The organism is Nocardioides sp. NPDC047086, assembly GCF_040643685.1.
Classification (GTDB): Bacteria; Actinomycetota; Actinomycetes; order Propionibacteriales; family Nocardioidaceae; genus Nocardioides.
Window position 1 is genome coordinate 16,267 of the sequence record NZ_JBEYUV010000025.1, and the last position, 16,402, is coordinate 32,668.

At 69.3% G+C, this 16,402-nt stretch carries 17 protein-coding genes; 6 read left to right on the top strand and 11 right to left on the bottom strand.

All coding sequences use genetic code 11. The features are described from left to right. Window positions 1–42 precede the first annotated feature (42 nt). Entirely contained in the window at window positions 43–1,005 is a 963-nt protein-coding gene (locus tag ABZ796_RS17925; RefSeq protein ID WP_357338629.1) for a DMT family transporter, read from the bottom strand. A gap of 38 nt (window positions 1,006–1,043) precedes the next feature. Here ABZ796_RS17925 and ABZ796_RS17930 point away from each other — a divergent pair, with 38 nt between their 5' ends. Further along, entirely contained in the window at window positions 1,044–1,604 is a 561-nt protein-coding gene (locus ABZ796_RS17930; RefSeq protein WP_357338630.1) for a CGNR zinc finger domain-containing protein, read from the top strand. On the opposite strand, the gene ABZ796_RS17935 is transcribed toward ABZ796_RS17930, so the two are convergent. Next, window positions 1,586–2,872 carry an ArsB/NhaD family transporter gene (locus ABZ796_RS17935; RefSeq protein WP_357338632.1) on the bottom strand — a complete coding sequence of 429 codons (1,287 nt, stop codon included), beginning with the start codon at window positions 2,870–2,872 and terminating at the stop codon, window positions 1,586–1,588. The two genes, ABZ796_RS17930 and ABZ796_RS17935, sit on opposite strands and share 19 nt — an antisense overlap. 184 nt (window positions 2,873–3,056) lie before the next feature. Between ABZ796_RS17935 and ABZ796_RS17940 the strand changes: the two genes are divergently transcribed. After that, entirely contained in the window at window positions 3,057–4,004 is a 948-nt protein-coding gene (locus ABZ796_RS17940; RefSeq protein WP_357338634.1) for a sensor histidine kinase, read from the top strand. Beyond that, complete coding sequence (locus tag ABZ796_RS17945) at window positions 4,001–4,663, top strand: response regulator transcription factor (RefSeq protein ID WP_091047850.1); 663 nt, start codon at window positions 4,001–4,003, stop codon at window positions 4,661–4,663. The genes ABZ796_RS17940 and ABZ796_RS17945 overlap by 4 nt, the downstream gene beginning before the upstream one ends. 19 nt (window positions 4,664–4,682) lie before the next feature. Here the strand turns inward: ABZ796_RS17945 and ABZ796_RS17950 are convergent, their stop codons facing one another. From ABZ796_RS17950 to ABZ796_RS17965, 4 genes are all read right to left on the bottom strand, one after another. Continuing rightward, a complete protein-coding gene (locus ABZ796_RS17950; protein ID WP_357338636.1) occupies window positions 4,683–6,374 on the bottom strand; it encodes an FAD-dependent oxidoreductase in 1,692 nt (563 codons plus the stop codon). A gap of 50 nt (window positions 6,375–6,424) precedes the next feature. Next, complete coding sequence (locus ABZ796_RS17955; protein WP_357338637.1) at window positions 6,425–7,204, bottom strand: alpha/beta fold hydrolase; 780 nt, start codon at window positions 7,202–7,204, stop codon at window positions 6,425–6,427. Between the two features lie 17 nt (window positions 7,205–7,221). Next, a complete protein-coding gene (locus ABZ796_RS17960; RefSeq protein WP_357338639.1) occupies window positions 7,222–8,010 on the bottom strand; it encodes a hypothetical protein in 789 nt (262 codons plus the stop codon). Between the two features lie 73 nt (window positions 8,011–8,083). After that, the gene (locus ABZ796_RS17965) at window positions 8,084–9,862 is read right to left on the bottom strand and encodes a 3-hydroxybutyryl-CoA dehydrogenase (RefSeq protein ID WP_357338640.1); all 1,779 of its coding nucleotides are present in this window, start codon (window positions 9,860–9,862) and stop codon (window positions 8,084–8,086) included. 62 nt (window positions 9,863–9,924) lie between these two features. Between ABZ796_RS17965 and ABZ796_RS17970 the strand changes: the two genes are divergently transcribed. Next, complete coding sequence (locus ABZ796_RS17970) at window positions 9,925–10,443, top strand: polyketide cyclase (RefSeq protein WP_357338641.1); 519 nt, start codon at window positions 9,925–9,927, stop codon at window positions 10,441–10,443. Between the two features lie 116 nt (window positions 10,444–10,559). Here the strand turns inward: ABZ796_RS17970 and ABZ796_RS17975 are convergent, their stop codons facing one another. Further along, window positions 10,560–11,726 carry a 3-hydroxyacyl-CoA dehydrogenase NAD-binding domain-containing protein gene (locus ABZ796_RS17975; protein WP_357338643.1) on the bottom strand — a complete coding sequence of 389 codons (1,167 nt, stop codon included), beginning with the start codon at window positions 11,724–11,726 and terminating at the stop codon, window positions 10,560–10,562. 88 nt (window positions 11,727–11,814) lie between these two features. Between ABZ796_RS17975 and nucS the strand changes: the two genes are divergently transcribed. Both nucS and ABZ796_RS17985 read left to right on the top strand, forming a co-directional pair. Then, the gene (nucS, locus tag ABZ796_RS17980) at window positions 11,815–12,489 is read left to right on the top strand and encodes an endonuclease NucS (RefSeq protein ID WP_357338645.1); all 675 of its coding nucleotides are present in this window, start codon (window positions 11,815–11,817) and stop codon (window positions 12,487–12,489) included. A gap of 89 nt (window positions 12,490–12,578) precedes the next feature. Further along, window positions 12,579–12,827: a hypothetical protein gene (locus ABZ796_RS17985; RefSeq protein WP_143033774.1), complete on the top strand. Its 249-nt coding sequence runs from the start codon at window positions 12,579–12,581 to the stop codon at window positions 12,825–12,827. Between the two features lie 106 nt (window positions 12,828–12,933). Here the strand turns inward: ABZ796_RS17985 and ABZ796_RS17990 are convergent, their stop codons facing one another. The 4 genes from ABZ796_RS17990 to ABZ796_RS18005 form a co-directional block, all read right to left on the bottom strand. Continuing rightward, complete coding sequence (locus ABZ796_RS17990) at window positions 12,934–14,772, bottom strand: 5'-nucleotidase C-terminal domain-containing protein (RefSeq protein ID WP_357338646.1); 1,839 nt, start codon at window positions 14,770–14,772, stop codon at window positions 12,934–12,936. A gap of 82 nt (window positions 14,773–14,854) precedes the next feature. After that, a complete protein-coding gene (locus ABZ796_RS17995) occupies window positions 14,855–15,031 on the bottom strand; it encodes a hypothetical protein (protein WP_008362162.1) in 177 nt (58 codons plus the stop codon). 21 nt (window positions 15,032–15,052) lie between these two features. Continuing rightward, the gene (locus ABZ796_RS18000; RefSeq protein ID WP_357338647.1) at window positions 15,053–15,946 is read right to left on the bottom strand and encodes an FAD-dependent oxidoreductase; all 894 of its coding nucleotides are present in this window, start codon (window positions 15,944–15,946) and stop codon (window positions 15,053–15,055) included. A gap of 19 nt (window positions 15,947–15,965) precedes the next feature. Then, complete coding sequence (locus ABZ796_RS18005) at window positions 15,966–16,388, bottom strand: DUF6069 family protein (protein ID WP_357338648.1); 423 nt, start codon at window positions 16,386–16,388, stop codon at window positions 15,966–15,968. Window positions 16,389–16,402: the final 14 nt, after the last annotated feature.

Below are 16,402 nucleotides of genomic sequence, written 5' to 3' on the forward strand. Positions count from 1 at the left end.
CGAAGCGCCGCACGCAGCTGATGCGTGCGGCGCTTCGTGCGCTCAGGAGGCGGTCGTGGACTGCTCGCCCTGCTGGACCGCGATGATGCCGGCCAGCACGACCAGCCCGCCGATGAGCTGGATGAGGCCGGGCGCCTCGCCGAGCAGGAGCCAGGCGACGATGACGGCGGAGACGACCTCGAGGAGGCCGACGAAGGAGGAGAGCCGCGAGCCGAGGGTGCGGGTGGCGGCGATGCCGGTGGCGTACGCGACCGAGCAGGTCAGCACACCCAGACCCACCAGCGGCATCCACCAGGCCAGCTGCACGCCCGCCAGGACCACCGGCGAGGTCTCCATCGCGAACGGGATCGCCCCGATCAGGCAGAGCAGCGCGAGCAGGATCGTGGCCCCGGTCAGGCCGAGCCAGGCCAGCGCGAGCGGCGGCAGCGTGGTGCTGGAGTGGGCGTTGAGCACGTAGTAGCCGGCCAGTCCGACGGCGGCCGCGGAGCCCCACAGGACACCGAGCGGGTGCACGTTCGCACCGCTGACCAGGTCGAGGACCAGGACGAGCCCGGCGATCGCGACCAGCGCCCCCACCATCGTCAGCCGCGAGGGCCGCTCGCCGTGCCGCAGCCACATCCAGGCGACGACGAGCACGACCCCCATGTACTCCAGCAGCAGCGCCGGGCCGACCGCCATCCACTGGACCGCCGAGAAGAAGGCGAACTGCGGCACCACGATCGCCAGCAGTGCGTACGCCACCACGACCCGCCAGCTCCCGGCGATGTTCCGCCACCGCCCGGCCAGCGCGCGCACCGCGAAGGGGGCCAGCACGACCGCGCCGATGCCGACGCGGAAGACCAGCACCCCTCCGGTCGACCAGCCGGTGTCGAAGAGGCCGCGTCCCAGCGGCCCGGAAAGACTGAACGTGACCGCCGAGACGACCGCCATGAGCAGTCCGGCCGCCACCAGCGGCGTCTTCGTCGTGCTCTGCGGCACCGCCTCGTCATTGGTCAAAGTCGTCATAGCACATGACGATCCCAGCGACGCGGTAATGTGTCAACATGGTTTTCACCCATGACACCGACGTCGGCCTCCAGGCAGCCGCGGCGCTGGCGAACACCCTTGCCCTCTCCCCCGGCTCGGTCGACGAGCTGGCGACCGTGGCAGCCCTCGACGAGTTCTTCGTGACGTACGACTACACGGGGCGGCACGACCGCGACCGCGCCGAGCTCGACGAGGTCCGCGCCCTTCGCGTCCGGCTGCGCGACCTACTCACCGCCGAGCGCGACGAGGCCGTGCGGCTGACCAACGAGATGCTCGCCGAGCACCGCGCGACACCTCAGCTGGTCCGCCACACGACCTATGACTGGCACATCCACGCCACCGAGCCCGACGCCCCGCTGGCCACCAGGATCGCCGTCGAGACCGCGATGGCCATGGTCGACGTGATCCGGGCCGGCGAGCTGTCCCGGCTCTCGATCTGCGCCGACGACGGCTGTGCCGGCGTCGTCGTCGATCTCTCCCGCAACCGTTCCAAGCGCTACTGCTCGCCGACCTGCACCAACCGCAACGCCGTGGCCGCGTATCGGGAGCGTCAGGCGGGTCAGGCCAGCACGAAGTAGCGCAGGGCGACGTAGACCCAGGCGACGGCCAGCGTCACGATCGTCACCACGATGCCGTACTTGGTGAACTTCCAGAAGCTGATCGGGTGGCCGGCCTTGGCGGCGAGGCCGAGCACCACCACGTTCGCACCGGCGGCGACGGCGGTCGTGTTGCCACCGAGGTCGGCGCCGAAGACGAGGGCCCACCACAGCGGGCTGTCGGCGCCCGAGGACGGCGTCGAGGCGACCATCTCCTCCACGATCGGCACCATCGCCGCGGTGTAGGGGATGTTGTCGACGAACCCGCCGACGACGGCCGAGCCGATCATCAGCCCGGTCACCCCGGCGAGCTCGTTGTCGCCCATCAGGTCAGCGGCGTACGTCCCGAGCGACCCGATCACCCCGACCTCGACCAGGCCGCCGACGAGCACGAACAGCGCCATGAAGAAGGCCAGCGTCGACCACTCGACCTCCTCCAGGAACGCCTCCGTACGTGTCTGGGAGACGACCACCATCGCGCCGGCGCCGAGCATCGCGACCATGGAGGGGTCCAGGTGCAGCTCGGTGTGCAGGCCGAAGGCGAGCATCACCAGGGCCAGGACCGCCAGGCAGCGGTAGAGCAGCCCACGGTCCCGGATCGCCGAGGCGGGCGGCTCGATCAGGCCGTCCAGATCGACCCGGCCACGGAAGTCGCGCCGGAAGAGCACCCGGACCAGACCGATCAGGACGACCAGCAGGATCAGGCACAGCGGCAGGGAGTGGATCAGGAAGTCGTCGAAGGTCAGGTTGGCCCGGCTGGCCACGATGATGTTGGGCGGGTCGGCGATCAGGGTCGAGGTGCCACCGACGTTGGCGGCCAGGATCAGCGAGATCAGGTAGGGCATCGGGCGCAGGCCCAGGCGCTCGCAGACCGACAGAGTCACCGGCGTGACGAGCAGCACGGTGGTCACGTTGTCGAGGATCGGCGAGAGCGCCGCGGTGACCAGGATCAGCAGCGTCGCCAGCCGTGCCGGGCGGCCGCCGGACTGCTTGACCGCCCACAGCGCGAGGAACTCGAACAGGCCCGTCTGTTTGAGGACACCGACGATCACCATCATCCCGAAGAGCAGGAAGATGACGTCCCAGTCGACCCCGGTCTCATGGCTGAAGAAGGCCGATTCGGCGCTGATGATGCCGAGCACGACCATCGCGGCGACGCCACCCAGGGCGGCGGCGACGCGGTGGACGCGCTCGGTGGCGATGAGGCCGTAGGTGACGATGAAAACAGCCACCGCTGCGTACACGATCATGCGTTGAGCTCCATGCCATCGACTCTCCGTGACCGGACACTCGATCCGAATGGGTGCTGCCACCCATAAGTCCTGGACAGGGGACATGTCAGGGTTGGGTCATGAGCGAGCGCCAGCGAGCGACCATCGGCCTCAGGCCGCCACCTCCGTACGATCGCGCTTACGCTACGGGGGTGGCGGCGGCATGAGCCATCTACCCCTCTACTGGCGGGTCTGCCTGACCAACTGGGCGGTGTTCTGCGTCGGCACCCTGGTCCTGGCACTGTCCCCGGCCCGGGTCTCGGAGCGCGTCCTGGCCTCGGAGGCGGTGGTGCTGGTGGTCGGGCTGGTGGCGATGGCGACCCTCAACGCGCTCCTGCTGCTGCGCAGCCTGGCGCCGATCGACCGGGTGATCCGCACCATGGACTCGGTCGACCACCTCTCCCCCGACCAGCGACTGTCGACCCACGGCAAGGGCGCCGGCGCGCGTCTGGTGGCCAGCTACAACGCGATGCTCGATCGGCTGGAGACCGAGCGGAGCACCAGCAACGCCAAGGCGCTCGCCGCGCAGGAGGCTGAACGACACCGGATCGCCCAAGAGCTCCACGACGAGGTGGGACAGTCGCTCACCGTCGTACTCCTGGGACTCAAGGGGCTGGAGCGAGAGGTGCCGGAAGCGGTGCGCCCGGAGCTCGCCGCCGTCCGTGAGTCCGCACGCACCGGGATCGACGACGTACGCCGCGTGGCCCGCCAGCTGCGGCCGGGCGTCCTCGAGGACCTCGGCCTCCACGCCGCCCTGGCCTCGCTGGCCACCGACGTGGGCGCCCTGGGCCGTACGACCGTACGCCGCACCATCGGCCGCGGGCTTCCCGACCTGCCGCAGGACCGCGAGCTGGTGATCTACCGCGTCGCCCAGGAAGCGCTCACCAACGTCGTCCGCCACGCCCACGCCGCCACCGCCGAACTCTCCCTCTGCAAGGTCGGCGACATGGCCGTCCTCACCGTCTCCGACGACGGCCGCGGCAGCGCCGCCCTCGTGGCCGGTGCAGGGATCAGCGGCATGCGGGAGCGGGCCCTGCTCGTCGGTGCCGACCTGAGCGTGAGCAGCACGCCCGGCCGCGGCACCACCGTCCGCCTGGAGGTGCCGCTGTGACACCCACACCTGCGAAGATCCGGATCCTGCTGGCCGACGACCACACCCTGGTACGCCGAGGGGTCCGCCTCATCCTCGACGCCGAACCGGACCTCGAGGTCGTCGCCGAGGCCGCCGACGGAGCCGAGGCCGTCGCGGCGCTGCGCGACGTCGAGGTCGACCTGGTGATCCTCGACGTCGCCATGCCCCGGATGACCGGGCTCCAGGCCGCGCGCACGATCGCCCGGATGCGTACGCCTCCGAAGATGCTGATGCTCTCGATGCACGACAACGAGCAGTACTTCTTCGAGGCGCTCAAGGTCGGCGCCAGCGGGTACGTCCTCAAGTCGGTCGCCGACGAGGACCTGGTCAAGGCGTGCCGCACCGCGATGAGCGGCCAGGCCTTCGTCTACCCCGGCGCGATGAGTGCGCTGGTTCGTGACTACCTCGACCGTCTCAACCGTGGGGAGAGCCTGCCGCGCACCGTGCTGACCGAGCGCGAGGACGAGGTGCTCAAGCTCATCGCCGAGGGCCACTCGACCCGCGAGATCGCCCGCGAGCTGACGATCTCCTACAAGACCGTCGAGCGGCACCGCGAGAACATCCTCGCCAAGCTGGGCCTGCGCGATCGCACCCAGGTGACCCGCTACGCCATCAGGGCGGGCCTCATCGAGCCCTGAGGTGCGAGCTCCCAGGGGCTCAGGCGCCGAACTCCCGGGCGCGCAAGCGTGCCAGGTGGGCGTGCACCAGCGGAAGCACGGAGGCACCCTCACCGCTCGCGGAGGCGACTCGTTTCATGGATCCGGCGCGCGCGTCGCCGACGGCGAACACGCCCGGCACCGTCGTCTCCAGGCTGGCGGGCGGGTTCCCGTCGACCCACGCGTCGCGCGGTACGTCGCGGCCGGTCAGGACGAACCCGTGCTCGTCGAGCGCCACCGCCTCCGCCAGCCACGAGCAGTCGGGTTCCGCTCCGAGCAGGCAGAAGAGACCGTCGGCCGACGTCGTGGTCTGCTCACCGGTGTCGAGGTCCTCCAGGCTCAGCCACCCCAGCTGGCCGTCGCCCCCGCCGTCGGCGACGACGGTGCGGGTCCGGACCTGGATGTTCGAGGTCGCCTCGATCTCTCGGACCAGATAGGCCGACATGGTCTCGGCGAGCTCGTGACGCCGGACCAGGATCGTCACCGCGGTGGCGAACTTGGCGAGGTGGATGGCCGCCTGCCCGGCCGAGTTGCCCCCGCCGATCACGAAGACCTCACGGCCCTGCATCTCGCGCGCCATCGACGTCGCGGCCCCGTAGTAGACGCCCGCGCCCACCAGGTCGTCCACACCAGCCACCCCGAGACGCCGGTAGGTGACACCCATCGCGAGCACGACCGTACGGGCGCAGAACTGCGCGCCGCGCACGTGCACGTGCTGGTGCTCGGGCTCGTCGTCCGGACCGGGCTCGATCCGGGTCACCGGTCGCCCCGTGAAGAAACGCGCACCGAACCGTCCGGCCTGGATACGGGATCGCTGGGCGAGGCGCATCCCCGAGATGCCGCGCGGGAAGCCGAGGTAGTTGCGGATCATGGAGCTCGAGCCCGCCTGGCCACCGATCGCGTCGCGCTCCACGAGGACCGTCGCCAACCCCTCCGACGCCGCGTAGACGGCTGTCGCGAGGCCCGCCGGCCCGCCGCCCACGATGGCGACGTCGGCGATCACACCCTCGGGAATCTCGTCGAACCCGCCGTAGATGGCCTCGGCGGCCGTCGCTGCCGTCGCCCCGGAGACCACGCGACCCGAGAACGTACGGACCAGCGGCAGCCGTGCCCCTGGGCCGGCGGCCTCGATGAGCTCCTGCGCCTCGTCGTCGCTCGGCTCGAGCGCGCGATGCGGGAAGCCCATGCGGTCGAGCAGGTCCCGGACCGCCGCCGCGGCTCGGTCGCCGGGCTCGGCCACGACGTCGGTCACGGTCACCAGGGGCCTGCCCACCGACCAGCCCCATTCAGAGAGCAGCTCGATCAGCGCGGTGTGGAACTCCTCGTCCCGCGGGCCGCGTGGGATGAGCACGAAGGTGTCCATCTCACGCTGGAGCGCCGCGGCGCGCAGGTCGTCGAGAGCATCGGAGAAGTCGTCCCACGAGACCAGCGCGACACGCCGCGCCGTCGCCACGATGGCCGGCACGCGGTGCAGGAACTGGATCGAGGTGCCGTCGTCGAGCACGTGCTCGGCGGCGACCATCGCGATCTGCGCACCCTCGGCCACGAGCTCGCGCGTCCTGTCGAGTCCCGCGGCGAAGCCCACCACCGGCTCGATCCGGTAGTCACGGTCGTACCGGGCCCGGAACTCCTGCTCGATGATGTCGGCGTGCTCGCCGCCGACCAACACGATGACGGGTCTGTCACGCTCCATGCCGCACAGCGTAGACGCGGGCCGGCCGCTGCTCGGTCCCTTTTGACGTCTCAGTCGCCCAGGAACTGACGAAGAGCCGCCAGGAAGGTCTGCGGCTTCTCGGAGTGGACCCAGTGACCGGCACCCTTGATCGTCACCTTGCGGTAGCGCGGGAACCACTCCTTCATCGCCGGCGCGTACTCGTCGGTGACGTAGTTCGACAGCTCTCCGGCGAGCCACAGAACCGGCCCGTCGTACGGCTCGTACGCCTTCAGCTCCTCCGTCGGCCAGTCGCCGATGCGGTCGAGGTCACGGCCGAGGACGTCCAGGTTCATCGCCCAGCGCCAGCCGTCGCCGTCGCGGCGCAGGTTCTGCAGCAGGAAGCCGCGGACCGTGGCGTCGGGGACGGCCTCCTGCATCCCGGCGTCGGCCTCCTCGCGGCGGGTGATGCGGTCCAGGTCAAGACTCTGCATGGCGTCGACGTACGTCTTGAACCCACCGACGCGCTCGTAGACGACCGGGGACATGTCGGCCACGACGAGCTTCGCGACCAGCTCCGGGCGGGTGATCGCGAGCAGCATCGCCACCTTGCCGCCCATGGAGTGGCCGACCACGGTCGCGGGGTCGTCGGCGGAGAGCAGCTCGGCGACGGCCGCGGTCACCTCGAGGTAGTCGAAGGTGTCAGGCTGCGGCGAGCGGCCGTGGTGAGGCAGGTCGACGAGCGTGACCCGATGCCTGTCGGCCAGCTGCTTGCCGAGCGTGTTCCAGTTGCGTCCCTGTCCGAAGAGTCCGTGCAGGAAGACGACGCGACTTCCGGCCTCGCCGAGCTCGAGCGTGTGAAGTGGTGGCACCGGGGAAGCGTACGCCGCTAGAAATCGAAGCCGTCGAACATGTCGCCGATGCCGTCCCCGATCCCGCCGAACATGTCACCCATGCCCTCGCCGATGCCGCCGATCGCATCGCCCATGCCCTCGCCGATCTCACCGAAGGCGTCGAAGCCGCCGAAGGCGCTGAACATCAGCCCGGCGAACATCCAGTCCATCGGCGAGAAGGCGCCGAAGTAGCCGGCGGCGTAGGGCCGGTAGGCCGGGCCACCCTGCCAGTAGGGAACGCGCTCGTTGCCCACCATCACCTTGCGGGTGTCGGGCTCCGCGCCGACCTTGACGCGCTCGGCGTCGAGCGCACAGGCGGGCACGTCACGAGTGGTGCCGCCCGGCGGCGCCCAAGCGACGTCCTCGACCGAGAGCCCGTGGCGGGGGTCGAAGAAGCACGGCGGGCGACGCTTCGGCAGCGGCTCGCCGGCCACCCGCGCCTTGACGCAGGCGACCGCATAGCGGCCGTCCTCGACGATCGTCGTGATCTTCTTGACGTCGTCGGGCTCGGTCATCTTGTCGACGGTGCGCTTGGCCGTCTCGTACTCGTCCAGGGCGCGCTGGTAGTCGGCGTTGGCGCCCTCGTCGAGCTCCTTGCCGGCCATGTCCAGGTCGAGCTTCTGCAGCTCTTCGCCGAACGCGGTCACGTCCTCGAAGGCGAGCTGCTTGACCGGTTCGAGGTCAGCGCGCTGCTTTTCCAGCGCTCGCGCCTGCGAACGCTTGCTGGTCACTACCACGGTCCCGATCACCGCGACGACGATGAGAAGTGCGATCAGAAGTCCCACGTCCTCCAATGTACTGGCACAGTGGTGGGACCTGGGACTTCGTCAAGGCACGCGCTCAGCCGTGCCCAGCGCTTCAGCTGTAGTCGCGGAAGCCCTTGCCGGTCTTGCGGCCGAGGTAGCCAGCGGTGACCAGGTGCTCCAGCAGCGGCGCGGGCGCGAAGCCCGGCTCACGGAACTCCAGGTAGAGCTCGCGCTCGATGGCCAGCGAGACGTCGTTGCCGACCACGTCGAGCAGCTCGAACGGCCCCATCGGCAGCGCACAGCCGAGCTTCATGGCGGTGTCGATGTCGTCGGCGGTCGCGTAGTGCCCCTCGAGCATCTTGACCGCGTCGTTGAGGTAGGGGAAGAGCAGCGCGTTGACGATGAACCCGGCCCGGTCACCGCACGAGACCGGCGACTTCCCGACCTCCGTGCAGAGGGCGCGGACGGTCTCGGCGACCTCCTCGTCCGTGGTCACGGTGGAGACGACCTCGACCAGCTTCATCACCGGTGCCGGGTTGAAGAAGTGCATCCCGACGACGTCGGACGGCCGCTTGGTCACCTTCGCCAGCTCGATGACCGGCAGGCTCGAGGTGGTGGTCGCCAGGATCGCGCCCGGCTTGCAGATGTCGTCGAGGTTCTCGAAGAGCGTGGTCTTGATGGCCAGGTCCTCGGCGATCGCCTCCACGACGATGTCGACGTCGGCCAGGTCGTCGAGCGAGGTGGTGCCGGTGAGCCGGCCGAGGATCTCCGGCTTCGCCGACTCCTCCAGCTTGCCCCGGCCGATCGCCTTGTCCAGGCTCTTGGTGATCCGCGCGGCGACACCGTCGACCTTGTCCTGACCGCGCCCGACGTACATCACGTCGTAGCCGCCCTTGGCGAAGACCTCGACGATCCCCGACGCCATCGTCCCGGTGCCGACCACGCCCACCTTGGCGATCGGACGACGCAGCGCGTGGGTGGCGTCGGCGCTCGGGGTCAGCGCGTCCGGGACCACGATCGGCGAGTCGGCGGCCTCGTAGGTGTAGAAGCCGCGGCCCGACTTCCGCCCGAGCATCCCGGCAGTGACCATCTGCTTGAGGATCGGCGCGGGGGCGTGCAGCCGGTCGCGACCCTGGCGGTACATCGTGTCGAGGATCTCGTAGGAGGTGTCGAGCCCGATCAGGTCCAGCAGCGCCAGCGGGCCCATCGGGTAGCCGCAGCCGAGCCGCATCGCGGTGTCGATGTCCTCGCGAGTGGCGTAGTGGCCCTCGAACATCGAGACCGCGTGGTTCAGGTAGCCGAAGAGCAGGGCGTTGGCGATGAACCCGGCCCGGTCACCGCAGACCACCGGCGACTTGCCCAGCTTGCCGACGACCTGGCGCGCCTCCTCGAGCACGTCCGGCTCGGTCACCACGGTGCGTACGATCTCGACGAACTTCTGCACCGGGGCAGGGTTGAAGAAGTGCACGCCGACGACCCGCCCGGGGTGCTTGGACGCGGTCGAGATCTCGGTCACCGACAGCGACGAGGTGTTGGTCGCCAAGATGGTCTCGGGGGCCACGATCTCGTCGAGGGTGGCGAGGATCGACTTCTTCAGCTCCAGCGACTCCACGACGGCCTCGACGACCATGTCGACGTCCTTGAGCGCGGTCGCGTCGGTGGCGAAGGAGATCCGGCCGAGCAGCGCCTCCTGCTCCTCCTCGCTGAGCTTGCCGCGCTTGACCGCGCGACCGGTCGAGTGCGCCAGGTGGGCCTTGCCGCGCTCGAGGCCCTCCTCGTCCCGCTCGATCCCGACCACGGTGAATCCGTTGCGGGCGAACACCTCCGCGATCCCCGCACCCATGGTGCCCAGGCCGACGACTCCGACTGTCTCGATCGTGCGCTCACTCATGCCGAGCATCCTGCCATGGGGTGAGGTTCGGCACGCCGGGGATGCCGCTAGATTCGGGCGCTGTGACCGACCAGACCCAGACCGCCGAACGCATCGAGGCCGAGCGCATCGACGCCGAGCGGATCATCCCCGCCTCCCCCGCCGACATCTTCGCCGTTCTCATCGACCCCGACGGACACGTCGCCATCGACGCCGCTGGCATGCTCCAGTCCGCGGAGGGATCGCCGGTGGGGGCGGTCGGCGACCGCTTCGTCGTCCACATGGACCGCGAGGCCCTCGGCGACTACCCCCTGGGCAAGTACGACGTCACCGTGATCATCACCGGGTTCGAACCCGACCGGGCGATCGAGTGGACCATCGACGGCACCATCAAGCCGGCGATCGGTCACCGCTTCGGCTACCAGCTCGAGCGGCTCGACTCCGGCGACACCCGCGTCACCTCGTACTGCGACTGGTCCACCGCACTCCCCGAGTGGAAGTCGATCTTCCCGGTCATCGACCAGAAGTCGATCCGGGCCACCCTGGGGATCCTGGACCGAGCCGTACGCCGCGGCTACCCCAAACCCCGAGCCGAGAAGTGACCTATGGCGGCCGAATGGTGAGAAATGGCGGCCGAATCTGCAGTTGTGGTCGACGAAAATGTCGATTCGTCGCCCATATCTGCAGACTCGGCCGCCACAGGTGCGGAGTCGGCTGATCAGTAGGTGTGGAAGCCCTCGCCGGTCTTGCGGCCGAGCTTGCCCTCCTGGACCTTCTCGACCAGGAGCGCGGCGGGCTCGAAGCCGGGCTCGCCGAACTCGTTGCGGAGCTCGGACTGGATGGCCAGGGAGACGTCGTTGCCGACGACGTCGAGGAGCTCGAACGGGCCCATCGGGAAACCGGCGGTCTCCTTGATCGCGGCGTCGATCTCGGCCATCTCGACGCCGGACTCGTGGAGCTTCACGGCGTCGTTGAGGTAGGGGAACAGCAGCGCGTTGACGATGAAGCCGGAACGGTCGCCGCAGGAGACCGGGACCTTCTTGACCGCGGTGGACAGCGCGCGCACGGTCTCGTCGACCTCGGGCGAGGTGAGGTCGGTGGTGACCACCTCGACGAGCTTCATGACCGGCGCGGGGTTGAAGAAGTGCATCCCGATGACGTCGCCGGGGCGCGCGGTGACCTTGGCGAGCTCGGTGATCGGCATCGAGCTGGTGGTCGTGGCCAGGATCGCGCCCGGCTTGGCGATCCGGTCGAGGTCCTTGAAGAGCTGGGTCTTGATCTCGAGATCCTCGGCGATGCCCTCGACGATCAGGTCGGCCGCGCCGAGATCCTCGCGCGAGGTGGTACCGGTGAGGCGGCCGAGCACCGCGACCTTGGTCTCCTCGTCCGAGCGGCCCTTCGCGATGGCCTTGTCGAGCGACTTGGTGATGCCGGCGACGACCCCGTCGAGCTTCTCCTGGGAGCGGCCGACGAAGACGACGTCGTACCCGGCCTGGGCGAAGACCTGGACGATGCCCGAGGCCATGGTGCCGGTGCCGACCACGCCGATCTTCTCGATCGTGTGGCGCAGCTCCGGAGCCTTCAGGTGGTCCCCGGCCACCGCGGCGAACGTCCCGGTCTCGCCGGCGACCTTGGTGAGCAGGTCGGCGGGCTTGTGCAGGTTGTCGCCCGTCTCCTCGAAGCGGGCGAGCAGCGCGTCGCGTACGGCGGCGGCACCGATCTCGTCGGCCGTGGCCAGCGGACCCTGGGGGTAGCCGCAGCCGAAGCACATGGCGTTGTCGATGTCGGTAGCGGTGGCGTAGCCCGACTCGAGCATCCGAATGGCGTGGTTGAGATAGGGCAGCACGAGCACGTCGTGGATGGATCCCTGGGTCGAAACCGTCATGCGACGGAAGACTGCCAAATTTATTACCCATGAGTAACCCCTGGTGGCGTGACGCTGCTCACATCAGCCCATGCGATACGTTCTCCCGGTGAGACTCGTCGTTGCCACCTGCCAGGTCGACTACGCGGGGCGGCTCACCGCCCACCTTCCGATGGCCACCAGGGTGTTGATGCTCAAGGCCGACGGATCGGTGCTGGTCCACTCCGACGGGGGCTCCTACAAGCCCCTCAACTGGATGTCGCCGCCCTGCACCCTCTCGGAGGGCAAGGCCGACGACGGCCGCCTCGAGTGGACGGTCACGTCCAAGACGGACGACACCCTGCGCATCCTGATCGACGAGATCCACCACGAGTCCTCCCATGAGCTCGGCATCGACCCCGGTCTGCAGAAGGACGGCGTCGAGAAGCACCTCCAGGAGCTCCTCGCCGATCACCCGGCGACGCTGGGCGAGGGCCTGATCCTCGTACGCCGCGAGTACCCCACCGCGATCGGACCGGTCGACCTGATGTGCCGCGACGCCGCCGGCAGGTCGGTCGCGGTCGAGATCAAGCGGCGCGGCGAGATCGACGGCGTCGAGCAGCTGACCCGCTATCTCGAGCTGCTCAACCGCGACCCGCTGCTCGCCCCGGTGCGCGGTATCTTCGCCGCCCAGGCGATCAAGCCGCAGGCGCGAGTGCTCGCCGAGGACCGCGGGATCACCTGCGCGATCGTCGACTACGACGCCCTCCGCGGCCTCGATGATCCGACCGAGAGACTCTTCTGACCAACAGTTGGTGCACGGTCAGGCAAGTTCACGCAGGTGAAACACCATTTCTTACCTTTGAGTAGGGTTGGCGTGACAATATTCACGCCATGTCCATGAACTACTCGGGGCATGGCGTTGGGGGCCGCCTGTCCGTGAGCGACGTCGAGGCGATCATGATCGATCTCCTGACGATGCAGCAGATGCACACGGCAGAGTTCCATGCGATCAAGAGCCGGATGGAGCGCACCGACGCCGCGATCGACAGCGTCAACGCGCGTCTGGACAGCGTGGAGCGGCGGCTGGACGATCTGCTGATCTCGATGAGCCAGCTGCTCAACTGGATCAACCCCCGCTGACTCGGCTGCCGAGTCGGCTCATCTTGACGTAGAAACCTGCCGAGTCGGCTCGTCATGACGAGCCGACTCGGCAGGAATTTCGGTCAGGACGAGCCGACTCGGCGTCTCAGGAGTTGACGGTGATGGGCTCGCCGCCGGAGACGAGGCGCCAGTCGACCGAGGCGAAGGCGGCCGGGTCGATGACCTGGTGGGCGGTGACCCAGTCGATGAGCAGCTGCCGGATCTCGACCTGCTGGTTGTAGACCACGGTGGCGTCGGTGACGTGCGGGAAGCCGCCGCCACCGGACTGGCGGTAGTTGTTGACCGCGAGCACGAACTCCTGCGCATCGGTCACCGCGACGCCGTCGTAGGCGAGGTCGGTGATCCGCGAGCCCACCGCAGCCGCGATGTCGATGTCGTAGGTCAGCGCCGCGTCCAGCCCGGCGATCGTGTCGAAGTTGTAGTCGGGCGTGCCGTTGGGCGCGGTGTCCGTCGGCGCGTTGGTCACCTCGTCGATCGGGAACGGGCCCGTGCCGCTGACCTGCTTGAAGTAGCGGGCGGTGAACTCGAGGTAGTCCTTGAGCTGGGCGCCGGTGATGCGCACCGCCATGAGGGTGTTGTCGTAGATGTAGAGACCGGCCACGTCGCGTACGGTCACCTCGCCCGCGGGGAAGGCCGCGGCACGGCTGAACGGGGCCGCGATCGAGATGACCGGCAGCTCGGCGTCCGACCCCGTCAGCGCCGCCTTGACCGCGTCGGCCTGGACGAAGTTGACGAAGTCGATGATGGGTACGTCCTCGACGACCGCCCGAGCGGCCAGCATCTCCACCGCCGAGGTGCCGACGACGGAGTTGACGTAGTCGATCACGACGTCGTGCTGCTCCTGCACCGCAGCGGAGACCTCGGGGTCGGCGTCGACTGTGTTGGAGTTGAGCGTCTGCGAGGTCGCCGACTCCAGGACCCAGCGGGGCCGGCCGTGACGCTTCTCCTGGCGTACGACCAGGTCCATCACGGAGACGCGCATGCCCCAGTAGAGGGGCTCGGTCAGCAGGACCTGCTTGCCGGTCTCGGTGTTGGTGACGAAGCGCTCGGTGATCTCCCGGTGGGCGTGGCCGACGAGGATCGCGTCGACGTCTGGGACCTGCTCGGCGACCAGGGTCGCGGCGTTCTCCGGGGGCAGGTCGTCACCGTAGGAGCTGGAGGTGTCGGCGCCGGAGTGGGCACTGATGATGACCAGGTCGCAGCCGGCCTTCTTGAGCTCGGGGACGAAGATCTTGGCCTGCTCGACCAGGCCGGGGAACTCCATCCTGCCCTCGACGTTGGCCTTGTCCCAGATCGCGATGCCGGGGTTGGTGAGGCCGAGCACGCCGACCTTGAGGCGGCGGCCGCGGCTGAGACGGAACTCCTTGATGACGTAGGGCGGGAAGACCGGGCGCTTCGTCGACGGGTCGACCGCGTTGGCACCGAGCATCGGGAAGTTCACCTGCTCCTCGAACTTCCGGATCGTGTCGATGCCGTAGTTGAACTCGTGGTTGCCGAGCGCGGCGGCGTCGTAGCCGACCAGGTTCATCGCCCGCGCCATCGGGTGGATCGCGCCCTCGGTGATCGGGTCGATCCGGGCGTAGTAGTAGGCCAGCGGGGTGCCCTGGATGGTGTCACCGGCGTCGATGGTGAGGATCGGCTCGCCGCGACGCTCCTCGCGGACGGCATCGATCAGCGTCTTGACCTTGGCGACGCCGATCTCGTTGCCGGCGCTGTTCGAGAACTCGGCGTTCTTGTAGTAGTCCCAGTTGAAGACGTTGCCGTGCAGGTCGGTCGTGCCGAGCACGGTCAGCCGGACGGCGTCCGGCTTGCCCGCGCCGTTCGCACCGTGGGCCGGCGTGGCGGTGTAGCCGGCAGCGCTCAGCGCCGCGGCGCCCGTGACAGCAGCACCGGACAGGACAGAGCGGCGGGTGGCATGAGGCATCGGTAACGTCCTTGCACGAGTAGGTAATCGACTGCAAGGCAATTCCTACCACCTCGGGCGCAACTTGGCGGCGCCTTTCCCGTCAAGCGGCCAGGTGCTTCTTCTTGACCGGCTTGCCGTCGAGGGTCACCAGACGGCGCTTCTTGACCGTCATCCCCTCAGGCAGGGTGCCTTCCTTCAGCATGCGGATCGGGCACCGCTTGCAGCGCGACTTCGACACGCAGCACTCCGTCTTGGGAGGCTTCCTCTTCTTGCCCACGCTCGAAGGGTAACAGCCGGGTTAGGTGTGCCTTACTTCCGCGAGTGCCGCCACCTCAGCAGCACAGCCCCAGCTCAGCGTCACCCCGGCGCCGCCGTGGCCGTAGCAGTGGACCACCCGCCCCTCGCGTTCCAGCCGGACCGACGGCCGTGCCGGGCGGAGGCCGACCAGATGGGCCCTGACCTCGGCGTTCGCGATCTCCGGCACGGCGGCGGTGGCGTCGGCCAGGATCCGCTCAGCCGTACGCGGGTCCGGGCTCTGGTCCCAGGCGTGCGGCACCGACGTACCTCCGACCACGGTGTCGCCACCGCGCGGGAAGACGTAGGAGGGCGCCTCGCCCTCGGTCTCCAGCCACTCCTCGGTGGCGCCCGGCCCCAGGACGACGATCTGGCCCTGCACCGGGTACAGGCTGGTGTCGCCGACCAGCTCTCTCGAGCCGAGCCCGGTCGCGTTGACCACGAGATCGGCGTCCAGACTCGCCAGATCGTCGACGGTCCCGGTCGTGATGCGCCCACCCGCCTCGGTGACCCGGCGCTCGAGCCACGGCAGGTAGACCGGCATCTCGGCGATCGGGGCGGTGAACTCGGCGCGGCCCTCGGTGACGGTCAGGTCGGTGAGCGGCGCGGCCCACCACAGGTCGGCCTCCGGGTTGTGCTGGGTGCCGTGCACCATACGTACGCCGGCCTCCGGCTCCTCCTCGGCCAGCCGGGCGAGCTCCCGGAAGGTCTCGACGGCCCAGGCGGTCACCCGGTCGCGCGGCTCGGCCAGATAGGGGAACCAGAACCCGCCGGCCACCGCCGAGGTGGTCCCGCTCGTCCGCTCCCGGCCGATCACGCTGACCTCGTGACCGGCCTCCAGCAGCCGTACCGCGCACGAGAGCCCGATGACCCCGGCTCCGACCACCGTTACTCGCATGCTCGGCAGGCTACTCGCCTCACGCGGCGAGACGACGAGCCAGCACCGGGATGACGATCGCGGCGGCGACGACGTGCAGGAGCATCAGGACGACCGCGCTGGCGGCATCGAAGCCGAAGGCCACGTCAGGGACGAGCGAGGCGACGGTCAGCACGACGGTGGTGACCACGAACGTACGTCGCGGGCGGCGGGCCACGCGCGCCATCACCGCGGCCATCGCGACCCCGATGAGCGAGAAGAGGGCGGTCAGCTGGGCGTAGCCGGCGAGCGGGATCGTGCCGCTGGCGGTCTCGAAGCTCACCCCGGCCGCCGAGGCAGCCACGGCGAGGACGGTGACGACGGCGCTGGCGACGACCGTGGCACCGAGGCCATGGAGCCAGACAGGCTTGCGGGCCGCGCGGGTCGAGCGGGTGGTCTGCTGGGCGGTGGTGATCGTGGACATCTCGTACTCCCGTG